The organism is Streptomyces purpureus (assembly GCF_014648195.1).
GTDB classification, from domain to species: domain Bacteria; phylum Actinomycetota; class Actinomycetes; order Streptomycetales; family Streptomycetaceae; genus Streptomyces; species Streptomyces purpureus.
Genome location: NZ_BMQQ01000007.1, coordinates 225074 through 249504, shown reverse-complemented (window position 1 = coordinate 249504; position 24431 = coordinate 225074). Strand labels below are relative to the sequence as shown.

General features: G+C 72.8%; 19 protein-coding genes and 1 pseudogene. 13 read left to right on the top strand and 7 right to left on the bottom strand.

Going from position 1 to position 24431, the window contains the following annotated elements; genetic code table 11:
* Window positions 1–151: 151 nt before the first annotated feature.
* Window positions 152–325, bottom strand: a pseudogene (locus tag IEZ01_RS34855) (nuclear transport factor 2 family protein); the annotation flags it as partial.
* 187 nt (window positions 326–512) lie between these two features.
* Window positions 513–1154 (bottom strand): ScbR family autoregulator-binding transcription factor, encoded by a 642-nt coding sequence (locus IEZ01_RS12405; RefSeq protein WP_019883955.1) that lies wholly within the window; start codon window positions 1152–1154, stop codon window positions 513–515.
* 222 nt (window positions 1155–1376) lie between these two features.
* On the opposite strand from IEZ01_RS12405, the gene IEZ01_RS12400 reads away from it, so the two are divergent.
* The gene (locus tag IEZ01_RS12400) at window positions 1377–2444 is read left to right on the top strand and encodes a ScbA/BarX family gamma-butyrolactone biosynthesis protein (protein ID WP_229832903.1); all 1068 of its coding nucleotides are present in this window, start codon (window positions 1377–1379) and stop codon (window positions 2442–2444) included.
* Window positions 2445–2523: 79 nt separating this feature from the next.
* Here the strand turns inward: IEZ01_RS12400 and IEZ01_RS12395 are convergent, their stop codons facing one another.
* A complete protein-coding gene (locus IEZ01_RS12395) occupies window positions 2524–3429 on the bottom strand; it encodes a LysR family transcriptional regulator (protein WP_189201663.1) in 906 nt (301 codons plus the stop codon).
* A gap of 162 nt (window positions 3430–3591) precedes the next feature.
* Here IEZ01_RS12395 and IEZ01_RS12390 point away from each other — a divergent pair, with 162 nt between their 5' ends.
* The 12 genes from IEZ01_RS12390 to IEZ01_RS35860 all read left to right on the top strand — a co-directional run bounded on the left by IEZ01_RS12390 (window position 3592) and on the right by IEZ01_RS35860 (window position 17913).
* Window positions 3592–4881, top strand: a complete 1290-nt coding sequence (locus tag IEZ01_RS12390; RefSeq protein ID WP_229832901.1) for an MFS transporter — start codon at window positions 3592–3594, stop codon at window positions 4879–4881.
* A gap of 69 nt (window positions 4882–4950) precedes the next feature.
* Window positions 4951–5889 (top strand): GntR family transcriptional regulator YhfZ, encoded by a 939-nt coding sequence (gene yhfZ / locus IEZ01_RS12385; protein ID WP_019883959.1) that lies wholly within the window; start codon window positions 4951–4953, stop codon window positions 5887–5889.
* Between the two features lie 70 nt (window positions 5890–5959).
* Entirely contained in the window at window positions 5960–6331 is a 372-nt protein-coding gene (locus IEZ01_RS12380) for a PRD domain-containing protein (protein ID WP_019883960.1), read from the top strand.
* Between the two features lie 57 nt (window positions 6332–6388).
* Window positions 6389–6745: a DUF2620 domain-containing protein gene (locus IEZ01_RS12375; protein WP_019883961.1), complete on the top strand. Its 357-nt coding sequence runs from the start codon at window positions 6389–6391 to the stop codon at window positions 6743–6745.
* Window positions 6746–6766: 21 nt separating this feature from the next.
* Window positions 6767–8092 carry a YhfT family protein gene (locus tag IEZ01_RS12370; protein ID WP_189201659.1) on the top strand — a complete coding sequence of 442 codons (1326 nt, stop codon included), beginning with the start codon at window positions 6767–6769 and terminating at the stop codon, window positions 8090–8092.
* Window positions 8093–8096: 4 nt separating this feature from the next.
* A complete protein-coding gene (locus IEZ01_RS12365; RefSeq protein WP_189201657.1) occupies window positions 8097–9071 on the top strand; it encodes a phosphotriesterase family protein in 975 nt (324 codons plus the stop codon).
* A 272-nt stretch (window positions 9072–9343) separates the two neighbouring features.
* Entirely contained in the window at window positions 9344–10027 is a 684-nt protein-coding gene (locus IEZ01_RS12360) for a lysophospholipid acyltransferase family protein (RefSeq protein ID WP_189201655.1), read from the top strand.
* A 135-nt stretch (window positions 10028–10162) separates the two neighbouring features.
* The gene (locus IEZ01_RS12355) at window positions 10163–11452 is read left to right on the top strand and encodes a hypothetical protein (protein ID WP_189201653.1); all 1290 of its coding nucleotides are present in this window, start codon (window positions 10163–10165) and stop codon (window positions 11450–11452) included.
* Window positions 11445–15305: a CHAT domain-containing tetratricopeptide repeat protein gene (locus IEZ01_RS12350; protein WP_158685635.1), complete on the top strand. Its 3861-nt coding sequence runs from the start codon at window positions 11445–11447 to the stop codon at window positions 15303–15305. The genes IEZ01_RS12355 and IEZ01_RS12350 overlap by 8 nt, the downstream gene beginning before the upstream one ends.
* A 160-nt stretch (window positions 15306–15465) precedes the next feature.
* A complete protein-coding gene (locus IEZ01_RS12345; RefSeq protein ID WP_019883967.1) occupies window positions 15466–15741 on the top strand; it encodes a hypothetical protein in 276 nt (91 codons plus the stop codon).
* Window positions 15735–16349, top strand: coding sequence for an RNA polymerase sigma factor (locus IEZ01_RS12340; RefSeq protein WP_158685636.1), 615 nt, complete (start codon window positions 15735–15737; stop codon window positions 16347–16349). Before IEZ01_RS12345 ends, IEZ01_RS12340 begins: the two co-directional genes overlap by 7 nt.
* 1 nt (window position 16350) lies before the next feature.
* Window positions 16351–17913 carry an IclR family transcriptional regulator domain-containing protein gene (locus tag IEZ01_RS35860; protein WP_019883970.1) on the top strand — a complete coding sequence of 521 codons (1563 nt, stop codon included), beginning with the start codon at window positions 16351–16353 and terminating at the stop codon, window positions 17911–17913.
* A gap of 53 nt (window positions 17914–17966) precedes the next feature.
* On the opposite strand, the gene IEZ01_RS12330 is transcribed toward IEZ01_RS35860, so the two are convergent.
* Genes IEZ01_RS12330 through IEZ01_RS12315 form a run of 4 tightly spaced genes read right to left on the bottom strand, consistent with a single transcriptional unit; the run spans window position 17967 to window position 24283 of the window.
* Entirely contained in the window at window positions 17967–19523 is a 1557-nt protein-coding gene (locus IEZ01_RS12330) for an APC family permease (protein WP_019883971.1), read from the bottom strand.
* Window positions 19516–20646 (bottom strand): aromatic ring-hydroxylating oxygenase subunit alpha, encoded by a 1131-nt coding sequence (locus IEZ01_RS12325; RefSeq protein ID WP_019883972.1) that lies wholly within the window; start codon window positions 20644–20646, stop codon window positions 19516–19518. The genes IEZ01_RS12330 and IEZ01_RS12325 overlap by 8 nt, the downstream gene beginning before the upstream one ends.
* On the bottom strand, window positions 20643–21812 hold the full coding sequence (gene solA / locus IEZ01_RS12320; RefSeq protein ID WP_020629239.1) for an N-methyl-L-tryptophan oxidase: 1170 nt from the start codon (window positions 21810–21812) through the stop codon (window positions 20643–20645). The genes IEZ01_RS12325 and solA overlap by 4 nt, the downstream gene beginning before the upstream one ends.
* Window positions 21813–21823: 11 nt before the next feature.
* Complete coding sequence (locus IEZ01_RS12315; RefSeq protein WP_189201651.1) at window positions 21824–24283, bottom strand: GcvT family protein; 2460 nt, start codon at window positions 24281–24283, stop codon at window positions 21824–21826.
* Window positions 24284–24431 lie beyond the last annotated feature (148 nt).

The window sequence follows — 24431 nt, the reverse complement described above, 5'->3', positions numbered from 1 at the left end:
AGCTCCCCAGCCCTCATACAACCAGCGAACTACCGAACACCCAATGTGACAAGACCCGCTAACAAAGCACTACTAGGTGGCACCCGGATTTCCTCAGGCGGGCAGGGAGTTAGGGGTGGGGACTCTCCGGGCGAGGCCGGGGGGGCGAAGTGCCGCCGTAGGGCAGCCCGTCGGCCTGATGCAGTACGACGTCGGGTGCGAAGAAGGGAGCGGGTAGCGCGAAGGGGGCCGCGCCCGGGCCGCCTGCCGACAAGTACTCCGCTTCAGCTGCGTACATGCCGGTGAGGACGGCCGTCGACGAATCCGACGTAGGAGAAGTGGTCATTCCGCCAGGATGTCCAGCCGTGGCGTGGCGCACCAGCGGCATTCGGACGTCGACCTGTTGCCAGGCCCGACCGGCCCCGGTCCGCGCCCACCGTGGGCGTCGACGGGCACGGGCAGGTGAGGCCGGCGGGCCGCCGTCACTCCGCTCCCGCCGTGTTCGGACCGCGCCGGCTCCGTCCGGTACGTCGTCATTCCACCCGTCCGCGGGCCAGGTCCAGCTTGATTCCCGACAGCGCCTCCGGCGTCGCGATTCCCGGCAGCAGATAGCGCCACATCCGCAGAACCCGGTCCGGCAAATCCGTCCGGCCCGAGGTCAGCTGTGAATGCAACTGCGTTCCCGTACACGCGCCCACGACGAATTCCGCGACCTCCCCCGCGTCAACGGAATCGAGGAGATCTCCCGCCGCGCGCGCCTCGGTCAGGCACTCCTCCATGATGCCCGCCCATTCGCGGAACGAGGTGTCGTCCTGCAGGCCGAAGGCCCCTTGCTCCACGGCCAGCCGTACGCCCGCCCGCAGCAACGGGTCGCGTTGGAGCCGCCAGCACCACACCAGCGTGATGTCCACCAATCGTTGCAGACCCCCGGAAGAAAGCCGCGGAACAATGGTCGACGGCTGCGCCCGCATGACCGCGAGTGCGATTCCTTCCTTCGACTTGAAATGGAAATACAGCGCGCCGGTCGTCGAACCGGCCCGCTCCGCGATCTTCGTAATGCTGGCACCCGCGAAGCCGTACTCGTCGAACACCTCTGCGGCCGCCTGGAGAATCGCTTCCCGCGTCCGTACCGCGCGCTCCTGCTGCACCCGCTCCGCCCTCGTCACCGCCACCACCTGATCCCCTCAGTCAACACAGACGCTCAGACCTCACCAACCACACACGCATCGTTCACCTTCCCCCGCAACCAGCCCCCACCCCGCCCCGTGACACGCCCACCCGTACCCCCTCGACAAACAAAAAGAACACTCTCTATTTTATGCAGGCGGCCGACGATCGATCCGTCCGGCGTCCGCCGCGGCACGCCCCCTCAACCATCCATGAGAGGAAGGCACCCCATGACGTTAACCACGCACGAGCCCGCACCCAGCACCACCAGCATGTCGATGCCCGTCGGTGGCCCCAACGCCGATCACGGCACCGAGGGCCGTACGCACATACCCACGGCCACGTCCATATCCGACGGCCTGATACCCGCCGGCCCCACGACCCCCCTCACCCACACCGTGCCCCGGGAGTACGTCCACCGGCTCGCGCACTCCGAGGTGTTCCTCACCTCGATCCGTACGACGGCGCCCGACACTTACGCCCTCACGGCTCAGTGGCCTCGCCAGCACACCTTCTACTCCACGTACCCCCACCATCACGACCCCCTCATCCTCTGCGAAACGCTGCGGCAGTCCCTCCCCCTCATTGCCCACACCGCCTATGACCTGCCCCTGTCCCACAAGCTCGGCTGGGAACACCTCCACTACACCCTCAACCCCGACGCCCTCCTGAAGAGCAACACCCCGGCCGACATCCACATTTCTGCCGTCTGCACCGACATCAAGCGCCGTCGCGGTCAACTCATCTCCCTGACCATCCACTTCACGATCACTCACAACGGTGTGCACCTTGCCACAGCTCACACGCGGTACCACTGCCACCACCCGAGCCTCTACACCCGCCTGCGTCAGGGCCGTACCAACCCCACCCAGACGACCCTCACCGCCCCACCGCCCACCCCTCCGATCAACCCGCGGATCATCCACCGCACCCTGCCCCAGGACGTCACGCTCACCGCAACCCCCCAGCCCCATCAGCATCAACTCCGTATCGACCCGACCCACCCGATCCTCTTCGACCACCCTCTCGACCACGCGCCGGGGATGCTGCTGATCGAGGCCACCCGTCAGGCCACGCAGACCCATCACATCCACCCCCAGCTCCCCACGTCCCTCACGATCAACTTCCACCGCTATGTCGAGTACGACTCCCCCACGATCATCACCACCCACTCCACACCGGATGACCTCACCAGCCCTCTCGATCCCCGCACACACACCACGACCCTCACCGCGACACAGAACGACGCCACCGCATACAGCGCCGTCCTCACCACCCAGACGCTGCTGGAGGGTTGAGCGTCCGCAAACGCGGGAAGCCGGCCGCCCCATAGCAGGGCGGCCGGCGGCGAAGAGCGGGAAGGAAGACCGGGTCGTCTCAGTGGGCCTGGGCCGTCTGCTGCGCCGTCTCCAGCACCGTCGTCACGAAGGCGCGCAGCAGGGCGTTGTCGGCGGCCGACGGCCAGGTCAGGCCGTACTCGATGGGCGGGGCGTCATGGAAGGGGACGTACGTGATGCCGGGGCGCGGGTGGTAGCGGGCGCCGCCGGCCGCGCCCGGGGAGACTCCGCGGCCCGCCCCGACATGGGAGAGGACCTCCTGCCAGGAGGCGGCGGCCGGGCCCTTCGCGATGGCACGGCCCGACGGCGTACGCCGGGGGTAGTGGGCGTCGAGCCAGTAGCGCGGGGCGGAGCCCGTGGGGGTCACCATCGGGACGCCGGCGAGGTCTTCGAGCCCGACCGAGCCGCGGCGGGCGAGCGGGTGGTCGGCGGGGACGAGGAGGACGCGGGGTTCGCGGTAGAGGACGGGGCCGGTGGTGAGCCCGGGTTCGCGTACGGGGAAGGCGGTGAGATGGAGATCGAGCTCGCCCTCGTGGAGGGGGCGGAGGCCGCTGTCGAGCTGGACCTCCTGGATGCGGACCTCGGCCGAGGGGTGGTCGGCGGCGAACGCGTCGGCGGCGCGCGCCATCAGCTCTCCGCCCCATGGCGTGGCGAAGCCGAGGCTCAGTGTGCCCTTCACGCTCCGCCCCGCCGCGGTGGCGCGTTCGAGAGCCGCGAGGATCTGGCGGTGCGCGGGCAGCAGGTCGTCGCGCAGGAGCGTGCCCACGGCGGTCAGCCGGACGGTGCGGCTGGTGCGGGTGAACAGGGGCGTGCCGAAACGGCGTTCCAGCTTCTTGACGGTCTGGCTGACACGGCCGGTGGTGACGCCGAGGCGTTCGGCGGTCCGGCCGAAGTGGAGTTCCTCGGCGAGGGTGAGGAACGCCTCCAGTTCGATCCGTTCCAGCATGTCTCTCCGTTCGACGGCAGCTCGGCGCACCCTCATCGTTGAGCGTGACTAAACGACCGTTCCATTGTCGCGCCTTGATGGAGCGGGTCGCCGCGCGGAGGCTGGTGGATGTCCCTCTCCCCGGTCTCCCGGGCCCTTTTCTCCCCCGGAGGAAGCTCCCTCGTGTCCGCTCCCCGCACCCCCGTGCCGGTCCTGGTGCTGGCCGTCGCCGGTGCCGTGACCGTCGGCAACCTCTACTTCCCCCAGCCGCTCCTGGAGGCCGTGGCCCGCGGCATGGACGTGTCCGCGAACACGGCCGGGTTCATCGCGTCGTCGGCGCAGATCGGCTACGCCCTCGGCATCCTGCTGCTCGTCCCCCTCGCCGACACCGTGAACCTTCGGCGTCTGACCACCGTCCTGCTGGCGCTCACGTGCGCCGGTCTGCTGGTGGCGGCGGCCGCGCCGAACGCACTCACGCTGGCCGTGGCAACCCTCGCCCTGTCCACGACGACGGTCCTTCCGCAGGTGCTCACGCCCGTCGGGGCCGCGCTGGCGGGGCCGGGGCGGCGGGGTCAGGTCGTCGGGCTGATCGGGCTCGGTCTGACCCTCGGGTCGACCGCGTCCCGTTCCGTCTCGGGCGCGCTCTTCGGCCTCAGCGGGAGCTGGCGTACGGCCTATGTGGTGGCCGCGGTGGCGACGGCCGCTCTGCTGTTCGTGCTGCCGCGCCGGCTGCCTCGCCACGCCGGCCGGCGTGGCGCCCGGCTCCCGTACGGCCGACTGCTCGGCACGCTGCCCCGGCTCCTGGCCGCTCACCGTGAGGTGCGGCTCGCGGCTGCGGGCGGAGCGGCCGTCTTCGCCGCGTTCAGCGTCTTCTGGGCGACGCTCCCCTTCCATCTGGCGGCGCCGCCGCTGGAGCTCGGGGCGGCCTTCGCCGGTCTCTTCGGTCTGCTGACGCTCCCCGGGGCGCTGCTGTCGGCGGGGGCCGGACGGTTCACCGACCGGTACGGGCCGCGCGTGGTGTGCGGCTGGTCGCTCGGCTGCGTCGCGGTGGCGTTCGTCGTGCTCGGGGCGTGGGGGGACTCGGCCGTCGCGCTCGCCCTCGGCGCCAATCTGCTGGTCCTGGGCACGAGCGGCAGTCAAGTCGCCAACCAGGCCCGGGTGTTCGCGCTCGGCGACGCCATCGCCGCCCGTGTGAACACCCTCTTCATGCTGGCGTCGTTCGGCGGCGGCGCGCTGGGCACGCTGACGGCGACCTGGCTGTACGGGGCGTACGGCTGGTCGGCGACGGTCCTGACCGCCGGGGCGTTCGTGGCCGTGGCCTTCGCGGTGGTCGCGGCGGCGGGGGTACGGGGCGGGGTGGCTCCGGGCGGAACGGGCGACGGCACGGAGACGGACGTGAACCGCTCAGGTGGCGCCGGCTCCGGCACCGGTGTCGGTGCCGGTCACATTCCCGGGGCGAGGCCCGGCATATGACGTAGCGTCATGCCCGTACAGACGAATCGATCTTGTTGATTCCGGCCTCGCTCGTCGTACTGTTCGACCGTGAACGGTTTCGACGATCGGTTTCTCACCCGCAACGGTCTGGTCGCGCAGCGCCTCGCCGCCCTGCTCCTGCTCCACGAGCCGGGCGTGCGGCTGCCGCGCGTCCGTGACTTCGCGGTGACGCTCGGCGTGGGCAACGGAACCGCTCAGGCGGCGCTTCGGCTGCTGGAGGAAACGGGCGCGATCGGGACCACTGCGCGGGGACACCTCGGCACGTTCCTGATCCGCTCGGACCGGGCCGCCCTGTGGCGGCTCTCGGGCCTCGGCACGCTGCTCGCGGCGATGCCGCTGCCGTACTCGCGGCGGTACGAGGGGCTGGCGACCGGACTGCGGGCGGCGTTCGACCGGGCGGGCACGCCGTTCGCCATCACGTTCATGCGCGGCGCCACGGCGCGCGTGCGGGCGCTGCTCGACGGCAAGGCCGATCTGGTCGTGCTCTCCCGGCTCGCCGCCGACCGCTATCTCGCCGAGCATCCGGTCGAGCTGGTCGCCGACCTCGGCCCCGGCACCTACGTCGGCGCGCACGGGGTGCTCGTGCGCCAAGGCGCCGATCTCGGCGCGCCGGGGCTGCGGGTGGCGGTGGACCGTACCTCCGAGGACCAGTGCCTGCTCGCCGAGCGGGCGTTCGCCGGGCGTACGGACATCGAGTGGGTGGAGGGGTCGTACATGCAACTGGGCGGCCTCTTCGCCCAGAAGCGGGCGGACGCCACCGTCTGGAACCTCGACGAGCCGAAGGGGTGGCTCGGCGCGGCCGTGGACGTCCATCCCTTCGGGGACGCCATCACCCAGGAGCTTGCGGCGCACAATTCGAGTGCGGCCGTGATCGGGCGCCGTGACTGCCCCCACGCCCTGGCGGCTGTGCGGGCCGCGCTCGACCTCCGTACGGTCACCGCGCTGCAGGACGAGGTGGTGCGGGGCGAACGCATCCCCTCCTACTGAAGTTCCCTCCTCCTGACGTCCTACAGACCACTGATGCCCTTCAGACCACCGCCGCCCCAGGAGGGAACCCGTGGACGATCAGCTAGCCCTGCGTATCCGGCTCTTCCGTGAGAGCGGGCAGGTCCGGCCCGAGGTGGCCGACTTCGTCGCCGCCGAGCTGGACCTGCTGTCCGCCGCCGGGCGGACCGTGACGGAAGCGTCCGCCGGCATGCTCACCAGTCATCTGATGGGGGCGCTCACACGACTCCTGGACGGCGCGTCCGTCGAGGAGCGCGACACGGACGCGCTCATCGGCGCCGAGCTCACCGACCATCCGGAGGCCGTGGCCCTCGCCCGGGCCGTCTCCCACCGCGCCGAGCGGGCGCTCGGCGCGCCGCTCCCCGACTCCGAGATCCACTTCCTCGGTCTGCACCTGGCCGTCATCGGCCGACCCGGTGCGTGACCACCAAGAGCACCAAGAGCACCAGCACAGCAACCACGCGGGAAAGAAGGAAACAGCATGGCGAAGATCCTCACCGGCGGTGTCGCCAAGGCCGAGACGGCGGACGCGGTCCGAAGACTCGCCCTGGACGGCGTGGAGGTCACGGTCTCCTCCGACCTCGACGCCGCGACCCGGCTGCGCGCGGGCCTGGCCGACTACTACTTCGGCACCTGCCACACCGGCGCCGGTGCCTCCCTCGGCGTACTGGTCGGCCTCGTCGGGCAGGCGGCCTGCCACACCTTCGGGCGTTCGGTGCCCGACCGGGCCACCGTGGAGAGCCTGCTCGACCAGGGCAAGAAGGTCTTCGGTTTCTCCCTGGACCAGATCGACACGGTCGTGCCGCTGCTCGCGGACGCCGTCGCGGCGCGCGGCTGACCACCCGACGGGCCGCCACCCGTGAGTGCTCCGCTTGCCGCCGGGCTCGCCCTGAGCCCGCCGCAACAGCTCGGTGTCATCGCGCTGTGCGCGCTGACCGCGTTCGTGTCCCACCGCGCCCTGGCGGTCTTCAACGACGGTGTCAGGCCGTTCCTTCTCGACTTCGTCCAGGGCCGCGCCGAGCGCGGCCCGGTCACCGCCGTGTCCTTCGGGCTCTCCGCCGGGTTCGTGTTCGGTCTGGGCGCGCCGATGGCGCTGTCCACCGGCGTCCTCAACCCGTGGCTGCTGTTCCTGCCCACCGACGTCCTCGGGCTGCTCTCGCCGCGGCGATGGCTGGCACCGGTCCTGGGCGGCGCCTGGGGCGCGGTGGTCGTGTTCGGCCTGGACGGTGCCAACGAGGTGGCGCACCAGCTGCCCGTGGACATCCTCACGCCCCTCCAGCAGATGTCGACGCCGATCCTCCATCTCTTCACGCTCTTCCCGGTGCTGGCCGTCGCCCGGCAGTTCGGACGGCGGTGGGGGTGCGTGGCGGCGGTCACGGAACTCGCCCTCGTCGTCGCAACCATGAAGCTCTGGCCGGGCGTGTTCGCGGGCGCCCCCGCCCTGGCCGCCGGAGTGCTGCTGCTGATCGGCCTGGCGGTCGCCCGGGACATGAAGGACCGCCGGGCTCCAGCGGCCCCCGGCGGGGGTCAGGGCGGCGCTGACGACGCGGTGGCGTCGCTGTTCAGCGCGGGCGCGGCGCGGCTGCGCCGACATCTGCCGCTGTTCATGGTGCTCGGCGCCGGGATCTGTGTGCTCGCGCAGACGCACGCCTTCGGCGGCGGGGAGGCGACCAGTTTCCTCATCGCCAAGGGGCAGTACGCGGAGGCCGCGCAGGTCGACCTGTACCGGGCGTTCGGATTCCTGCCGCTGATCGCGACGACGGCGCTGGCCTCGGGCGCGTACGGGGTGGTGGGCTTCACCCTGGTGTATCCGCTTGGCTATCTGCTGCCGAACCCGTACCTCGCGGCGGTGGCCGGTGCGCTGGTGTTCGCGGCCGAGATCCTGGCGCTGTCCGCGATCGGCCGGGTCCTGGGCCGGCTGTCCAGTGTCCGCGACTCCTCGGAGCATCTGCGCGCCGCGATCGGCGACACGCTCCATCTGGCGATCCTCTTCGGCTCCCTGATGGCCGCCCATGCCATGGGCGGCGGGCTCGGCATCCTGCTGGTCGGCGGGCTGTACCTGCTGAACGAGACGATGGGGCGGCCGGTCGTACGGATGGCCGCGGCGCCCGCCGCGGTGGTGGCCGGAGGTGTCGCGCTCAACGTGCTGAACTGGCTCGACCTGTTCACTCCGGTCAAGGGCTGAGGCCATGCGTACGGCCCTGCCTCCGACCGTCCGTCCTGCCGTGCGCACGGTCACCGGCCCGCTCGATCCGTACACGGTACGGGGGCCGGTCCTCGCCCATGAGCATCTGGTGCTCGACCTGGACCGGCACGGCGACCGGGCCGCCGTACTCGACCCCCAGCTCCACGCCCCGGCGGTGACCGGTGAACTCACAGCACTGCGCGAGGGGTTCGGGCTGGCACTCGTCGTGGAGCTGACCTGCCGGGGTATGGGCCGCGACGCGCGCGCCCTGGCCCGGATCTCGCGGGACTCCGCGGTCGCGGTGGTCGCGGGCACCGGCTGGTACTACGCGCCGTTCCACCCTCCCGAGGTACGGCAGGCCGGTGGAGCCGACGTGGGCGCCCTGACCGAGATCCTCGTCCACGAGATCCGTCACGGCATCGGCACGACCGGCATCCGGCCCGGTGTGCTGGGCGAGGTCGGCAGCCACGGCGACCGCCTGACCGGGGCGGAACGCCGTACGCTGCGGGCGGCCGCGCGCGCCGCCCTCGCCACCGGCCTCTCCGTCGCCACCCACGCCCAGTTGGGCCGCGGCGGCCTGGCCCAACTGGACCTGCTCACCGGCGAAGGGCTCCCGCCGCACCGGATCTGTGTGGGGCACCAGGACCTCCTGGACGATCCGGTCACCCACAAGGAACTGGCGGCGAGCGGCGCGTACGTCTCCTTCGACACCATCGGCAAGGAGAGCTACCAGAGCGACGGGGTACGGCTGAGGCTGCTGCTGGGCCTGATCGACGCGGGCCACGCCGACCGGGCCCTGCTCAGCTGCGACATCTCACGCCACGCGTATCTCCGGACCGAGGGCGGGCAGGGGTACGGGCATCTGTTCGGCTCGTTCCTGCCGCGGCTGCGGGCGGCGGGCGTCGAGGAGGAGACGATCGACCTGCTGACCCGCCGCAACCCTCTCCGCTTCCTGACCGGGGGCCACTTCAGTCCCTGAGTGCGCCCCGCCGACCGCGCACCACGGGCTCCTCGAGTGCACGGCATCCGCACTCCCGAGCTCGTCGACGCGGCGGCCCGGGCTCCACCGGCGTGGCGAGATCCCGCCCGGCACACGCCCGCCGCCCCCGGGCCCGGGCCCGGGTACGGACGCGGGGGCGAGGGAGGGGGTTTCGACGGAGGGGAGATGAGTACGGGCGCTCAGGCCCGCGGCCGCGGGGCGCGGCGACGATGGGCGCGACGCATCGTCAGAGACCCGACGGGAGCCCCTCCGTGCTGAGCCGTATCTCCTCATCCCTCGTCCCTGTGCTGGGGCAGCTCAGCGTCAGCCACGACGACGACGCGGCCGCCTTGCCGGCCGGCTGCCTCGTCGTGGCCAACCACACCTCCCTGATCGACCCTGGTGTCGTACTGGCCGCGCTGCGCCGGCTGGGTGTCGAGCCGGTCGTCCTCGCCGCCGCCGGGCTGTGGCGGATCCCCGTCTTCGGCCGGATGCTGGAGCGCGAGGGGCACATTCCGGTCCACCGCGGCACCGCGCACGCCGCCGACGCGCTGCGGGTGGCCGCGTCCGCGCTGCGCGAGGGGCGGCAGGTGCTGGTGTACGGGGAGGGGCGGCTGCCGTACCGGAAGGACGCCGCCGAGGCCGCGCCGGAGGTGTTCCGTACCGGCCCGGCGCGGCTCGCCCTGGCCACCGGCGCGCCGGTCGTGCCGCTGGGCCAGGCCGGTGCCCGCCGGATCACCTCGGGCGGCGTGCCCAAGCAGCTCGCGGGTTTCCTGACCTCTCCCGTCCGCCGCCCTCGGGTGCACGTCCATGTGGGGGCGCCGGTGTGGCTGCCCGGGGACGTCACCGCCGCCACGGCCGCCGCCCATGCGGCTGTGACCGGTGCCTGGCGGGTCGCCGCGGGCCGCCTGGGCGAGCCCGCGGCACTCGCCACGCCGACCGCGCTCGCGGCCTGATCCGGTCGCGGACGGCGTCCGGGGTCCGGTTGGCCGAGAGCCGACTGCGGGGCGTCCGGCAGGGGCAGAATGCGCGCGGGAGTTGCTGACCGAGCGGGGCGCGGGGCCGGCGAGGCCGCTGTCGCCGGGGGTGTGATGACTGGTACGGAGACCGGGCCGGCGGGGACGGCGCGGGGGGCCGCCGGGGTGGAGCCGGTGGCCGAGGTGGCGCTGTCGCTGGTGGAGGACGTGCGCTCGAAGGGGGTTCAGGCGACGGACGTCAGCGTGGGGCACATCCGCTTCCACAGCTGGCAGGTGGAGCTGGCGAAGGCGGCGGCGCACGACGAGCCCCGGCTCGACGCGTATCTCGTCCGGGCGCACTACGACGTGGACTGCGAGCCGGATGTGCCACCGCCGCTCTGGGCCGAGGTGGAGTTCGGGTTCGACGCCGGCCGCTCCGGCGGCCCGCTGGTGTCCGCGGCACTGCCGGGCGGCGTGACCGTCCCCGAACCGGCCCGTACCCATGTGCTCACCTCCCGGCTCGACTTCGCCGCGGGCGACGAGGCCGGCGACGAGCCGCTCGTACGGATTCCGTTTCCGGCCCTGGCACCCGACATCACCGTCTTCGGCGTCGGCAGTCCCGCCGTGCGCTGGCGGCACACGGGTGTGGCGGGCGGGTCGGTGCGGCTCGGCTCGCATCTGGGGTGCTTCGTGCTGCGCGTACCGGCCGGGCGGCGGGAGATCGACGTGCGCGCACGGGCCGGGTACGCGCTGTCGGACGCGGACGCGATGGGGATGACGCCGACCGCGGGCAGCGACGTGTTCACCGTTCGCCTGCCGCGGCACGGCGCCCCGGCCGCGGGCGATGCCGCCGCGACGTCCATGCGGCTGGGCTTCACCCTCGACATCGTCGGATACAGCAAGCGCGAGGTGGTGCGGGACCGGCGCGCGCTGCATGCGCGGCTCGACCGGATCGTGCGCGACGCGGTCGACGACATCGGCCACGACCTGGACGATCTGGACCGCCAGCCGACCGGCGACGGGATCCATGTGGCGCTGCCCGTCGACGCCGATCCGCTGCACGACCTGCCCGCGCTCATCGGCGCCCTGCATGCCCGCCTGACAGCCGACAACCACCGTCACACGGACCGTATCCGGCTGCGGATGGCGGCCGACTTCGGCTCGTTCCTCTGGGCGGAGCTGGGCTTCGAGGGCGATCTGGTGCTCAGCTTCAGTCGCCTGGTGGACAGCGCTCCGGTCCGCGAGGCCGTGGTGGACAACCCCCAGGCGGATCTCGTCCTGCTTGTCAGCGAGTTCGTGTACCAGCAGGCCGTACGGGCCCATCCCGTCCTGAGCACCCGGAAGTTCACCCGGGTCGAGGCACATGTGAAGGGGTATCAGGCACCGGCCTGGCTGTGCGTGCCGGGGGTGGGCGGCCTTGGATGAGGAGGAGCGGCGCGCGCTGCGTGAGGTGAGCGCGGCGCTGGCCGAGGAGCGGCCGTTCGACGACGAGCAACTGACCGAGGCCGCACGGCTGTTCCGTCAGGGGGTCGTCTCCGCGGCGGAGGCGAACGATCCGGTCCGGCCCGCGATCCTGTCCAACCTCGCGGTCGTCCTGCACATGCTGTACGGCCGCACCGGGGATCTCGCCGTGCTGGACGAGGCCGTGGAGGCGGGCCGGGAGGCGGTCGCCACCACCCCCGAGGGCGACCCGGGCCTGGCCCCGTCCCGGGCAGCCCTCACGAGCGTCCTGCACGAGCGGAGCATCGCGCAGACGGAGCGCTTCCGCCGCTCCCGCGCGGCGGAAGATCTGCTGCTCCTGGTGGCGCTGCTGCGGGAGACCTCGGCCACCGCGGAGCCCGGCCACACCGAACGTGTCGAGGTGCTGGCCAGGCTGATGCTCGCGCTGTGGTGGCTGTTCCGGCTGAGCTCCGACCGGGCGGCGCTGGACGAGTCCGCCGAGACCGGCCGGCTGCTGCTGTCCGAGGCCCCGGAGGACCACCCTCAACTGCTGCCCGCGATGGGCAATCTGGCGACGGTCCTGTCCGCCCGGCACCGGCACACCGGCAGCCTCGACGACCTGCGGGGGTCGGTGGCGATCAGCCGGTGCGCCGTGGCCGTGATCCCGCCCGAGCACCCCGAGCTCCCGAACCATCTCACCAATCTGGCGTCCCAGCTGCGCGATCTCTACCAGGCCTCCGGCGACGTCGAAGTCCTGGAGGAGAGCGTCGAGACGGCCGAGCTGGCCCTCGCTCTGCTGCCCCAGGACCGTCCGGCGCCCCTCCCCCATCTCACCAACCTCGCGGTGTCCCTGACCGCCGGGTTCGAGCGGGACTCCTCGGCGGACTCCCTGCTGCGCGCGGTCGAGCTCCACCGGGAGGTGGCGCGAAGAGCGCGGGAGATGCCCGCCGACCCGGGTCTCGCGCCGCGGCTCTCCAACCTCTGCGGGGTGCTGCTCCTCCTCGATCTGACGGTCCCCGATCCGGAAGCGGTCCGTGAGGCCGTCGGCCTCGCCCGCGAGGCGGTGGCCCTCACCCCTCCCGAGCACCCGGAGTTCCCGCTGCGCGCGGCCCAGCTCGCCTCCGCCTGGCGCCGGTGGCACGAGTCCCTCCCCGGCGGCGCGACCCACCAGGACGCGGCCCGGGAGGCCGAGGCGGCGGTCCGTACGGCCCTGGACGCTCTCGCCCACGGCCATCGGGCCGGGGCGGGTGTCCTCACCACCTTCTGCGGGATCCTGCTCGCGAACTACCGGCAGACCGGCGACCAGGCCAAGCTCGACGCGGCCGTGGAGGCAGGGCGGAAGGCGGTCGGCAGGGCGTCGGCCGACGACCCGGACCGGCCCCTGTGCGTCCTCAACCTGTCCATCGCGCTGCGCACTCTGCACGAACACACCGGGAATCCGGAGCCGCTGACGGAGGCGGTACGCATCGCCCGCACTGTCCTGGACGACGACCGGCTGCCGCCCCGCCATCCCCAGCGCGCCCCGCTGCTGATGCAGCTGAGCCTCGGTCTGCGGGCCGAGTACCAGCGCGGCGGTGAGCTGCGGGTGCTCACCGAGGCGATCAGGGCCGGACGGGCCGGTGTCGCCGCCTGCCCCTCCGACCACAGCACGTTCTTCCAGCACCAGTCCAATCTGGCCGCCGCCCTGATGCTGCTGCACCAGCGCGGTGACACGGCCTCGCCGGATGTCATCGAGGAAGCGGTCGGGGCCGCGCGGTCGGCGGTGGACGCCGTCGCGCCGACCCACCCCAGGCGCCCCGCGCTCCTCTCCCACCTGTGCATGGCGCTGATCTTCCAGTACGAGGTCACCCGCGCGCCCGGGGCGATCGCCCTCGCCGTCGGGCGCGGCCGCGAGGCCGTACGGGAATCGCCGCCAGGGCACCCGGAGCTGACCGAGCGGCTCGCCAACCTGACCACGGCGCTGCGCCTGCTGCACCGTCTCGACGGCTCGCCCGGCACGCTGGACGAGCTCGTGTCCACCGCGCGCCGCGCCGTCGCCTCCCTGCCCGCCGGCCATCCGGCCGAGGCGAGCGTCCTGGCCACGGGCGCCGCCGCGCTGCGGGCCGCGTACCGCGTGAACGGCGAGCCGGAGGTCATCGGGGAAGCCCTGGGCTACCTGGACCGCGCGACCCGCTCCCGGACGTCTCCGGTCCACGTCCGGATCAAGGCAGCGCGGTCCCACGGTCGTTACGCGATGCAGGCCGGCGACCCCGAGCGCGCGCTCGGCGCCTACGAGACCGTCGTGGACCTGCTCGGACAGCTCGCGCCCTGGCGGCTCGCGCGCGGCGACCGCGAGTTCGGCCTCGGTGAGATGAGCGGTCTGGGCAGTGAGGCGGCCGCGGCGGCGGTGGCCCTCGGGCGGCCGGAACGGGCCGTGGAACTGCTCGAACAGTCCCGTGGCGTCCTGCTGCACCAGTCCATGGACATGCGGGGCGGCCTCGACGATCTCCGGCAGGCCGCGCCCGGGCTCGCCGCCGAGTTCGACGCGCTGCGCGTCCGCAGGGACGCGGCCGACCACGCCGGTCTCGGGGAACGGCCCGTCGACGACGGCGCGTGGGAGCAGCGCGCCGCCACGGAGCGGGCCGAGCTGGACGCCGCCTGGCAGGAGCTCCTCGGCCGGATCCGGCAGGTTCACGGCTTCGCGGAGTTCCTCGGGCGACCGCGGCTGTCCGTGCTCCAGGAGCAGGCCGCCGCCGGTCCGGTGATCCTGCTGTACGCGAGCATGCACGGCGGCGGCGCGCTCGTCCTCACCGGGGACCGGGCCACGCCGGTCCGGTCGGTACGGCTGCCCGAGGTGACCGAGAGCGAGGCGATCCGCCGCGCGGAGGCACTGCTGACCGCCCGCGCTCCGGCCGGGGAGACCACGATCCCGTACGGGGAGGCCAGGCGCCGGCACCGCGTGGTGACGGAGGTGCTGGCCTGGCAGTGGGACACCGTCGCGGGGCCCGTGCTCGACGCCATCGGGCTCGCGCCGCGCCCCGACGCCGAGGACTCGAACTGGCCGCGCGTGTGGTGGTGTCCGGCCGGTGTGATGGCGTTCCTGCCGTGGCACGCCTCGGGCCACCACGGCGAGCCGGAGGCCGGCGCGGCGGTGCTGGACCGTGCCGTCTCCTCCTGGACGCCGACCGTACGGGCGCTCGCCCACACACGCCGGGCCCGGGAGGAATCCGCGGCCGGCGTCGTACGCGACGGAGCCCTCGTCGTCGACACGCCCGACGCGCCCGGACTGACCCGTGCCGCGGACGAGTCGGCCCGGGTCGGCGCGCTGCTGTCCCGTACGCCGCTGGTCTCGCTCTCCGGGCCGTCCGCCACCGGCACCGGCGTGCTGGGCGCGCTGGCGAGCCGTCCCGTGGCGCATTTCGTCTGCCACGGCGTCAGCGAGTGGGCCGACCCCGGCTCCAGCGGGCTGCTGCTCACCGACGAGGAGGATCCGCTGCGGCTGCGCAGGCTCACCGTGGATTCGGTGCGGGGGCTGAGGCTGGCCGACGCCGCGCTCGCCTATCTGTCGGCGTGCAGCACGACGGTGGGCAACCAGCTCCTCGCGGACGAGTCGGTGCACATCACCGCCGGGTTCCTGCTGGCCGGATACCGCCATGTCATCGGGACGCTCTGGCCTGTCAACGACGCGGAGGCCATGCGCATCGCGGTCGACTTCTACGGCGCCCTCACCGACGCCGGTACGAGCCCGCCGGACACGGGCCGCTCCGCGCACGCCCTGCACCGGGCGGTGCACGCGGCCCGTGACCGCCACCGCGCCGCCCCGGCTCTATGGTCCGCCCATCTGCACGCGGGAGCCTGACCCAACTCACCTGCGGGAGAGGAGACTTACGGTCACCGGCCGGTGACGTCCCATCAACTCCGATCAGTTCCGGTCCCGAGGAAATTCCGCGCGGCTCCCGCCGTAAGAGGTGCGTGACGCGCACTGCGTCCTCGCGGACCGAGGAAGATCTGGAGCTTGCATGACCCCCTCCGATGTGGCCGGGCTGGTCCCGGCCGTGGCCGGCGCGGTCCCGGTGCTGATCGCCGCCTGGCGCCTGGCCCGCGCCGGGGACCCGCGCAGATGGTGGGGCCGCGTCTCCCGCCGTGGGACCGGCGCTCCGGCGGCGGCCCCGGAGTGCTGTACGGCACGGGTCGTGATCCGCTACGAGCCTCCCGAAGGGGGACGGCTGACCGTGTGGGCCAGCGGGGCCGCGCCCGCCTGCGGCAAACGGCGGGAGGAGTGCGGCCCATGGTAGATAGCGGCACGCCCGACGAGGCCCCGGGGCACACGCAGGAGGTGAGCCGGCTCTTCCAGGAGCACTACCAGGAGTACGTCCGGAAGGTGACCGCCCGGCTGCGCCACCGCTTCCCCGGGCTGCGGGACTGGAGCGAGGACATCGCCAACGAGGCGCTGCTGCGGACCCTGGACACCTGGCTGCGCCGCCGGAACCGGGCGGGCAGCTCGCCGCTGCCGTACATGCACCGGGTCGCGCACCACCTCGCCGTCGACGCGACGGCCAGGACCAAGGAACAACCGGTCGACGACACCTCGCTGTTGCGTCTGGCCGACCGGGGGGACGGGTGCCGGCATGAGGCCGTGACGCCCGTCGATCCGCTGGAGGAGGTCGCCAGACCGGCGGTCGCCGAGATGAAGGCGACCCAGCGCAAGCAGGTCGCGGACCGGCAGCTGCGCGGCATGGAGGAGTCGGAGATCGCACAGGACCTGAAGATGCCGCGCCAGCAGGTCCGGGTGCTGAGCAGCAAGGCGGCCAGGGAGCTGCGCGCCATGGAACAGGTCCGGCTCCACACCCGCGACCGACATCTCACACAGCGCAGGCGCGTGGAAGAGGGCACAGGTGAGTGAAGTGAGCAGGAACGACAGCGGCCGAGGCGCCGGCCCGGGGCCGGTCGTCCCGGCCGGGCTCGCCGCCTTGCTGTCCGGGCTGAGGGGACCTTCCGACTTCTGGGACCGGCCCGAGGGTGACTGGGGGCGGGGCGCGGACCGGCCGCGGACCGGTCGCGCGGAGCGCCGCCGGCACGCGAACTCGTGCTACCGGCTGGGCTCGAAGGCGCTGCGCGCGGGCGATCTGGACCCGGCCGGGAAGTGGCTGCGGCGTGCGTGGGCGCAGGGGCATCCGGGGGCGGCCTTCCGGCTGGCGGTCGTACTGCACCGGGTGGCGGCCCCGGCGCCGCCGGACGCCATCGAGGTCCTGGAGTTGGTACGGGACGCGGCCCACTGGGGCCATGGGGACGCGTGGCGGCTGCTGAGTGCTCTGGGGCTGGCGGAGCCTGGGGTTTCCGGTCCGGGGGCGGGGGCGCCGGGCGAGGAGGACCCGGAGTTCACGCCGGAGGTACGGGGGGCGCTGGCCGCCCTCGGCCCGCCGGAGGTGGACGGCGCGGCGGACGGCACGGCGGACGGTTCGCGCGGTGTGTCCGTGCCGGACGGTGGTTCTCTCTGGTCGCCGGCGCCTCTGCGGCCCGCGTCCGTGACCGACCTGGCGCAGCAGATGCCGGACGAGACCGGGGCGCCGCAGCAGTGGGAGGCGGTGCAGCGGATCCTGGACGTGCTGGACCTCATCGGCGGCGCGGGGCGCCCGGTCGGTGCGGAGCGGATCTCACGGGCGACGGGACTGCCTCATCAGATCCTTGAGCAGCTGCTGTACTGGCTCTGCGAGCAGGGGCTCGCCGCCGCCACGGACGACGGCGGCTACCGGGCGGGCCCGGTGATGCTGATGATGTCGGGGCAGCTGGACGTACCGCCCGAGCAGGTGCTGCAGCAGACCCTCGCCGGGCTGCGGGACGCGGCCGGCGCGGCCGTCTACGTCAGCAGCTACACCGACGGGGAGGTGCGGATCTCGCGGTACGCGGACGGGCCCGACACGCCGAAGGTGCACGAGTGGGTCGACTTCCGTGCCTGCGCGCACGCCAGCGCGGTCGGCAAGAGCCTGCTGGCGCAGCTCGACTTCGACGGGCGCATGGACCATCTGTCGCGGCGCCGGCCGATGCGGCTCACTTCGCGGACCATCACCGACCGCCGGGAGCTGTTCCGGGCGCTGGACGGAGCCGGCCCCGCGGCGGCCCAGTTCGACCTGCTGGAGTACTCGACCACCGAGGTGTGTGCGGCGGTGCCGCTCGGGGTGGCGCGGGAGGCGGATTGTGTCGCGCTGTCGCTGCCGGTGGCGCAGCGGCACCGGCTCGTGGCGGCGGCGCGGACGCTCAGCGGCCGTTCCGCGGGGCTGCTGCTGTCCCTGCTGCTCGCCCGGAGCCCGTCCGCGGGCGGGGCGGTGCCGGCGGTTCCGGGGACGTCGGCGCCGCGGTCGGTGACGGACCTGCTGGGGGCCGCGCTGCTGCGGCCCGGGCTCCCGGTGCCGCCGTTGGAGGGTGTCTGGTCCCGGCCGGTCCGTCATCTGGCGAGCAGCGGCCGCTGACGGGGGCCGGGGGTGTGTTCGGTGCCCGCCCGGTCGGCGAGGGCGGGCGGGCTTCAGGCCTTACGTCGGTGGCGGGCCTCCTCGGGGACCTCCCGCGGCGCGGCGGCGTGTTCGGCGAGGATGCCGGTGCGGTGGCGCTGGACGAGCCAGTAGTAGGCGAAGCCGCCGCCCGCGATGACGGCGACGAACAGGACCGCGCCCCAGCGCAGGTACCAGTGGTGGGGCGCGGTGGCGTTGTAGACGGCGGCGCGCGGCCAGATGAGGTTGATCATCATGAAGGTGCCCCAGCCGACGGCGGCGATGTTGACGGGCAGTCCCCAGCGGCCGAGGGAGAAGCCCGTGCCGGCGGGGCGCCAGTGGCCGCGCAGCCGGGCGACCAGCAGGGGTCCGGTCACCATCAGGTACGCCAGGTAGACCATGACGATGCCGATGCTGGTGACGACGGTGAAGATCTGTGGCTGGCGGATGTTGACGAGCAGGATGGCCAGGGCGAGGACGCCGATGATGACGGTCGGCAGGACGGGGGTGCCGAAGCGGGGGCTGACCTTGGCCAGCCTTCGGGCGCCGGGGAGGTTGTTGTCGCGGGCCATGGCGAAGGCGAGGCGGGTGGCGGCGGTGTGGACGGCGAGCGCGCACACGGTCACGGCGATCAGGACGCACCAGAGCATCGCCTTGCCCGCGGTGGACCCGAGCACGGAGAGGACGACGTACTGGAGCCCCTGGGTGGAGAGTTCTTCGGCGCGCAGGCTGCCCACGCTCATCAGGGCGAGCAGCAGGACGAGTCCGCCGAGGACGAAGGAGGCGAGGAGCGCGCGGAGGATGGCGCGGGGGGCGTTGCTTGCGGGGTCGAGGGATTCCTCCCCGAGGGAGGCGGCGGTGTCGAAGCCGTACATGACGTACGCGGAGGCGAGCGAGGCGATGAGGAACGCGCCGAGGTAGCCGTACGGCTGGCCGCCGCCGGTTCCGGCGGTGTCCAGGACGACCTGCGGGCCGCGTACGGCGTGGACGGCGAGGAGCACGATCAGGACGACAGTGGCGACGAGCTCCAGGAAGACGCCCGCGGTGTTGATACGGGCCATCAGCCGCACGCCGAAGGCGTTGACGACGGTGGTGAAGAGGATGAGGACGGTGGCGAGCAGGACGGCGTTGGTGGCGATGTCGTGGGTGCCGGTGCCGTCGCCGACGAACTGGAACACCGCCGATATCTGCGGCAGCGTGAGCTGGTAGGCGAGGGCGACGGCGGCGATCGACACCACAGAGGCGACGAGCATCATCCAGCCCGCGAACCAGCCGATGTGCGGATTGCCCAGTCTTTTGGCCCAGTTGTAGACGGATCCGGCGACGGGGTGGCGGGCGGCGAGTTCGGCGAAGCAGAGGGCCACCATGAACTGCCCGGCGAACACCAGCGGCCAGGACCACCAGTAGGCGGGGCCGCCGCTGGCGTAACCGAAGTAGAAGAGCTGGAAGGTGCCGGTGAGGATGGAGATGTAGGAGATTCCGGCGGCGAAGGTGTGGAAGCCGCCGAGGGTCCGGGTGAGTTCGGGCCGGTAGCCGAAAGCGGCGACCGCGGCGTCGTCGTCGCGTGCGGCGGCGCTGGAGAGGTCAGGCATCGGCGGCCGCCAGGTGGTCGAGGACCCACCGGTGGAAGTGCTGGATGTGGTGTTCTGAGGGGACGAGGACTCCGCCGTCGCGGTAGGCGCGGGAGGCCATGGACGGCTGGGTGCGTTCGCAGGCGTCGAAGTCCTGGACGTTGACGCGGTGGAACAGCTCGACCGAGGCGGACACGTCCTGGCCGCCGGCGACGACCTCGGGGGCGTAGAGCCAGTCGCATTCGACGAGGGTGCGGTCCGCGGCGAGCGGGAACATCCGGTGCAGGATCACATGGTCGGGGACGAGGTTGACGAAGACGGTCGGCTTGACCGTGATGGCGTAGTAGCGGCGGTCCTGTTCGGCGGCGAGTCCGGGCAGCGGGGCGAAGCCTTCGCCGCCGTCGACGGTGAATCCCTTGATGTCGGCGCCGAAGGCGGCGCCGTGGCCGACGTAGTACTGGGCGGCGTAGCCGTCGGCGAACTCCGGTAACACGTCGGTGAGTTCGGGGTGAATGGTGGCGCAGTGGTAGCACTCCATGAAGTTCTCGACGAGGAGTTTCCAGTTGGCGCGGACGTCGTAGCGGTGGCGCCGTCCGAGGGCGAGGTCCTCGGTGTGGTAGCGCTCGACGGCGGCCGCGTCGCCGAGGCGTTCGACGGCGGCGCCGATGACGGTCTCCTCGAAGGAGGGCGGCTGCTCCGCCAGGCACACCCAGGCGTAGCCGAGCCATTCGCGCAGGTGGACGCTTACCAGACCGTAGGCGACGCGGTCGATGTCGGGCATCTTTCCGAGGTTGGGCGCGGCGATGAGGGTGCCGTCGAGGTCGTACGTCCAGGCGTGGTACGGGCATTGCAGGGCGCGTCTGAGGCGTCCGCTCTCCTCGCCGCACAGGCGGGCGCCCCGATGGCGGCAGATGTTGAGGAAGGCGCGGAGCCGTCCGGTGCGGTCCCGGACGACGACGACGCTCTCACGGCCGACCTGGACGGTGCGGAAGGCTCCCGGGTGTTCGAGGTCGGCGGCGCGGACGGCGCACATCCACACCGTCTCGAAAAGGCGTTCCTGTTCGCGCCGGAAGATCTCGGGGTCGGTGTAGTGGTCGCCGGGGAGGGTGGCGCGCAGGCTGGAGGGGAGCGGTGCGGTGGTCACGGGCGGACTCCTGGGGCGTGGATGGTGGAGAGCCGGTGCGGGTCGAACAGCTCGATGGGGTGCGCGGTGGTGCCGGTGAGGGCGAGGTCGGCGAGGATCTCGCCGACGACGGGGACGAATTTGAAGCCGTGTCCGGAGAAGCCGCAGGCGACCGTGACGGATGCGGGGTGGGCGGGGTGCCGGGCGATGACGAAGTGCTCGTCAGGGGTGTTGGAGTACATGCAGGTGGCAGCCTTGAGGAAGCGGCCGGGCAGGGCGGGGGCGTGCCGGGCGACATGGCTGCCCATGGCAGCCACCTCGTGCTCGTGCACGGTGCGTTCGATGGTGTCGGGGGTGCAGACGGTGCCTTTGCGGAAGAAGGCGACCTTGACGCCCTGGTCGGGGCCGTCGAGGGCGGGGAAGCCGTAGCTCTGGACGCCGTCGGCGGTCTCCCAGATCCAGATCGGGTGATTGTCGGGCCGGAAGGGGCCGGTGCCGCCGTCGGGCTGGAACCAGTACATGACCTGACGTTCGATGCCGAACGGCACCCCGAGGTCGGCCAGGAGCCGCGGCGCCCAGGCACCGGGGCAGACCACCAGCTGGCCGGCGGTGTAGGTGTCCTCGGCGGTGTGGACGCGTACGCCGTCGCGGTACGGCTCCCAGCGCAGCAGCGGCTCCTCGAAGTGGAGGTCGGCGCCGGCGCGGGTGGCGAGCTGGAGGTGGGCCGCGACGGTGTTCTCCGGCCGCAGGAACCCGGCCCGGGTCTCGTGGAGCGCCACTTCGTCGTCCTCGGGGGTGAGGGTGGGGAAGCGGCGGCGGATCTCCTTGGCGTCGAGGATCTCGTGCGGCAGGTCCCACGTCCGGGCCGACAGGAGGGAGCCGGCGACGGTACGGGAGTCGGGGCGGCCGGCCATCAGTCCACCGCAGAGGGTGGCGATGTCGCGGCCGGTGTCGCGTTCCAGGGTTTCGTAGAGCTCGTAGGCGCGCAGCAGCAGCGGCACGTACGCGGGATCCTCGAAGTAGGACTGGCGGGTGATGCGGGAGCCGCCGTGGCTGGAGCCGCGCCGGTGGACGGGTCCGTAGCGCTCCAGGCCGAGGACGCGGGCGCCGCGTGCGGACAGGTGGTGGGCGGCCGCGGAACCCATCCCGCCGAGGCCGATGACGATCACGTCGTACGTAGGGGACATGGCAGGGCTCCCTAGCGGCGGATACGGCTCATCTCGGGGTCGAGCAGCGGTTCGGTGGCGACGTGCGCCGGGACCTTCTCGCCGAAGTACTCGATGTGTACGGGCGTGCCCGTGGGCAGGGGCGGCAGCCAGGCGTAGGCGACGCACCGGCCGAGGGTGTAGGCGTAGGAGGCGCTGGTGACGTATCCGGCGGGCGCGCCGCCGGCGTGGACGGGTTCGTTGCCGAGGACGACGGCGGCCGGGTCGTCCAGGAGCAGCGGGGTCAGGGCACGCCGGGGCGCTTCGGCCTTCTCGAGGGCGGCGCGGCCGACGAAGTCGCCCTTGTCCATGCGGACGGCGAAGCCGAGTCCGGCCTCGTACGGCGTGTGTTCGGTGGTCATGTCCTGGCCCCAGGAGCGGTAGCCCTTCTCCAGCCGCAGGCTGTTGAAGGCGGAGCGGCCGGCGGCGACGGCGCCGAGGGCGCGGCCGGCTTCCCAGAGGGTGTCCCACAGGCGCAGGCCGAGGTCGGCGGTGGTGTACAGCTCCCAGCCCAGTTCGCCGACGTAGCTCAGGCGCAGGGCGGTGACGGGGACGTGGCCGATGTAGGTCTGCCGGGCGCGGAAGTAGCCGAACGCCTTGTGGGAGAAGTCGTCGCGGGTCAGGGGCTGGACGAGGTCTCGGGCGAGGGGGCCCCAGACGCCGATGCAGCAGGTGCCGGAGGTGATGTCGCGGATGTGTACGTCCGCGGGGGCGTGCCGGAGCAGCCAGTCCTCGTCGGCGGGTGAGTTGGCGCCGATCTGGAAGTGGTCGGGAGCCAGTCGGGCCACGGTGAGGTCGGAGCGGATCCCGGCGTGCTCGTCGAGGAGGAGGGTGTAGGTGACGGCGCCCGGCTTCTTGGCGAGGTCGTTGGTGGTCATGCGCTGGAGGAAGGCGAGGGCGCCGGGGCCGGTGACCTCCAGTCTCCGCAGCGGGGTCATGTCGTACAGGGCGACCCGTTCGCGGGTGGCGTGGGCCTCGGCGGCGGCGATCGGCGACCAGTGGCGGGCCGACCAGGCGTCGCGGGGCGGCACGTCGAGGCGGTCGGTGAGGGGTGCGTTGGCCTCGTACCAGTGGGGGCGTTCCCAGCCTCCGCCTTCGAGGAAGTGGGCGCCGAGGGCGCGTTGGCGTTCGTGGAAGGGGCTGACGCGCAGCGGGCGTGGGTGCTCCGGGGGCTGGAGCGGATGGATGATGTCGTAGACCTCGGCGAACTGCTGGGCGGCGCGTTCGGCGACGTACGCGGGGGAACGCTGGGCTGCCTCGAAGCGGGCCGGGTCGCAGTCGTGGAGGTCGATGCCCGGGCGGCCCTCGGTCATCCATGCGGCGAGGGCCTTGGCGACGCCGGCGGAGTGGGTGATCCAGACGGCTTCGGCGAGCCAGAAACCGCGCAGGGCGCGGGTCTCGCCGATCAGGGGCATGCCGTCGGGGGTGAAGGAGAAGACGCCGTTGAAACCGTCCTCGACGGTGCTCGTCCGCAGGGCGGGCAGCAGGTCCTGGCAGTCGCGCCAGCTGGGGGCGAAGTCGTCGGGGGTGAAGGGCAGCGAGGACGGCATGCGGGGAGCGTCGTCGTAGGCGGGGACGGTGAACGGGTCGACGGGCAGGGGCCGGTGGGCGTAGCTGCCGATGCCGAGCCGGGCGCCGTGTTCGCGCAGGTACAGGTCACGTTCCTGCAGGCGCAGGATGGGCCGGGTCGCCTCGTGGACAGCGCCGGCCGGCTCGGGCAGCGGCGCGGTCCTGGCGTACTGGTGGGCGAGGGGCAGCAGCGGGACGTCGACGCCGGCCATGCGGCCGATCACGGGGCCCCAGAAGCCGGCGGCGGACACCACGTGGTCGGCGGGGAAGGTGCCGTGGTCGGTGTCGACGGCGGTGACCCGGCCCGCGTGCTGCCGGATGCCGGTGACGGTGTGGCGGCCGAGGAACCGGGCTCCGCCGGTCTCGGCGCGGGCGGTCAGGGCGCGGCAGGCGTCGACGGCGTGGGCGAGTCCGTCGTCGGGGGTGTGGAATCCGCCGAGGAGCCGGGACTCGTCGAGCAGAGGCCACAGCTCCTTGCAGCGCTGGGGGGTGACGAGCGCGCCGCGGACGCCCCAGGAGGTGGCGAGCGCGGCGCGGCGGTGCAGGTCGGCCCAGCGCTCGGGGGTGGTGGCGAGCTCCAGTCCGCCGACGCGCCGGAAGCAGGCTCTGCCGTCGACGGTGAGGGAGGTGAGGGTGTCGATGGTGTGGCCGGCGAGGGTGCTGAGGGTCCGGGAGGGGCTGGTCCGGAAGACGAGGCCGGGGGCGTGGGAGGTGGAGCCGCCGGGCGCGGGTAACGGGCCTTGGTCGAGGACGGTGATGTCGCTCCAGCCCCGGGCGGCGAGTTCGGCGGCGAGGGAGCAGCCGACGATGCCCGCGCCGATGACGACGACGCGTGGGCCCCTGGCTGCTCCCCCGGCTGCGGTGGCATGGATCTCACGGGGCACGAGAGACTCCTCTGCTGTTGCGCAGTGCACGACGGGTTGCGCGGTGGGGAACATACTGGGAAGGCCGTCGACGGGCCGTCAAGGGGCTGGAACGGACAGTGGCCGGATGGCCCGGACTGCCCGTTCGTACCGCGCCGCGCTCACCACC

Coding starts and splice junctions, on each gene's coding strand:
- IEZ01_RS12400 (WP_229832903.1), top strand. CDS start 1,377: ATGACGTTAACCACGCACGAGCCCGCACCCAGCACCACCAGCATGTCG.
- IEZ01_RS12395 (WP_189201663.1), bottom strand. CDS start 3,429: ATGCTGGAACGGATCGAACTGGAGGCGTTCCTCACCCTCGCCGAGGAA.
- IEZ01_RS12375 (WP_019883961.1), top strand. CDS start 6,389: ATGGCGAAGATCCTCACCGGCGGTGTCGCCAAGGCCGAGACGGCGGAC.
- IEZ01_RS12365 (WP_189201657.1), top strand. CDS start 8,097: ATGCGTACGGCCCTGCCTCCGACCGTCCGTCCTGCCGTGCGCACGGTC.
- IEZ01_RS12355 (WP_189201653.1), top strand. CDS start 10,163: ATGACTGGTACGGAGACCGGGCCGGCGGGGACGGCGCGGGGGGCCGCC.
- IEZ01_RS12345 (WP_019883967.1), top strand. CDS start 15,466: ATGACCCCCTCCGATGTGGCCGGGCTGGTCCCGGCCGTGGCCGGCGCG.
- IEZ01_RS12340 (WP_158685636.1), top strand. CDS start 15,735: ATGGTAGATAGCGGCACGCCCGACGAGGCCCCGGGGCACACGCAGGAG.
- IEZ01_RS12330 (WP_019883971.1), bottom strand. CDS start 19,523: ATGCCTGACCTCTCCAGCGCCGCCGCACGCGACGACGACGCCGCGGTC.
- solA (WP_020629239.1), bottom strand. CDS start 21,812: ATGTCCCCTACGTACGACGTGATCGTCATCGGCCTCGGCGGGATGGGT.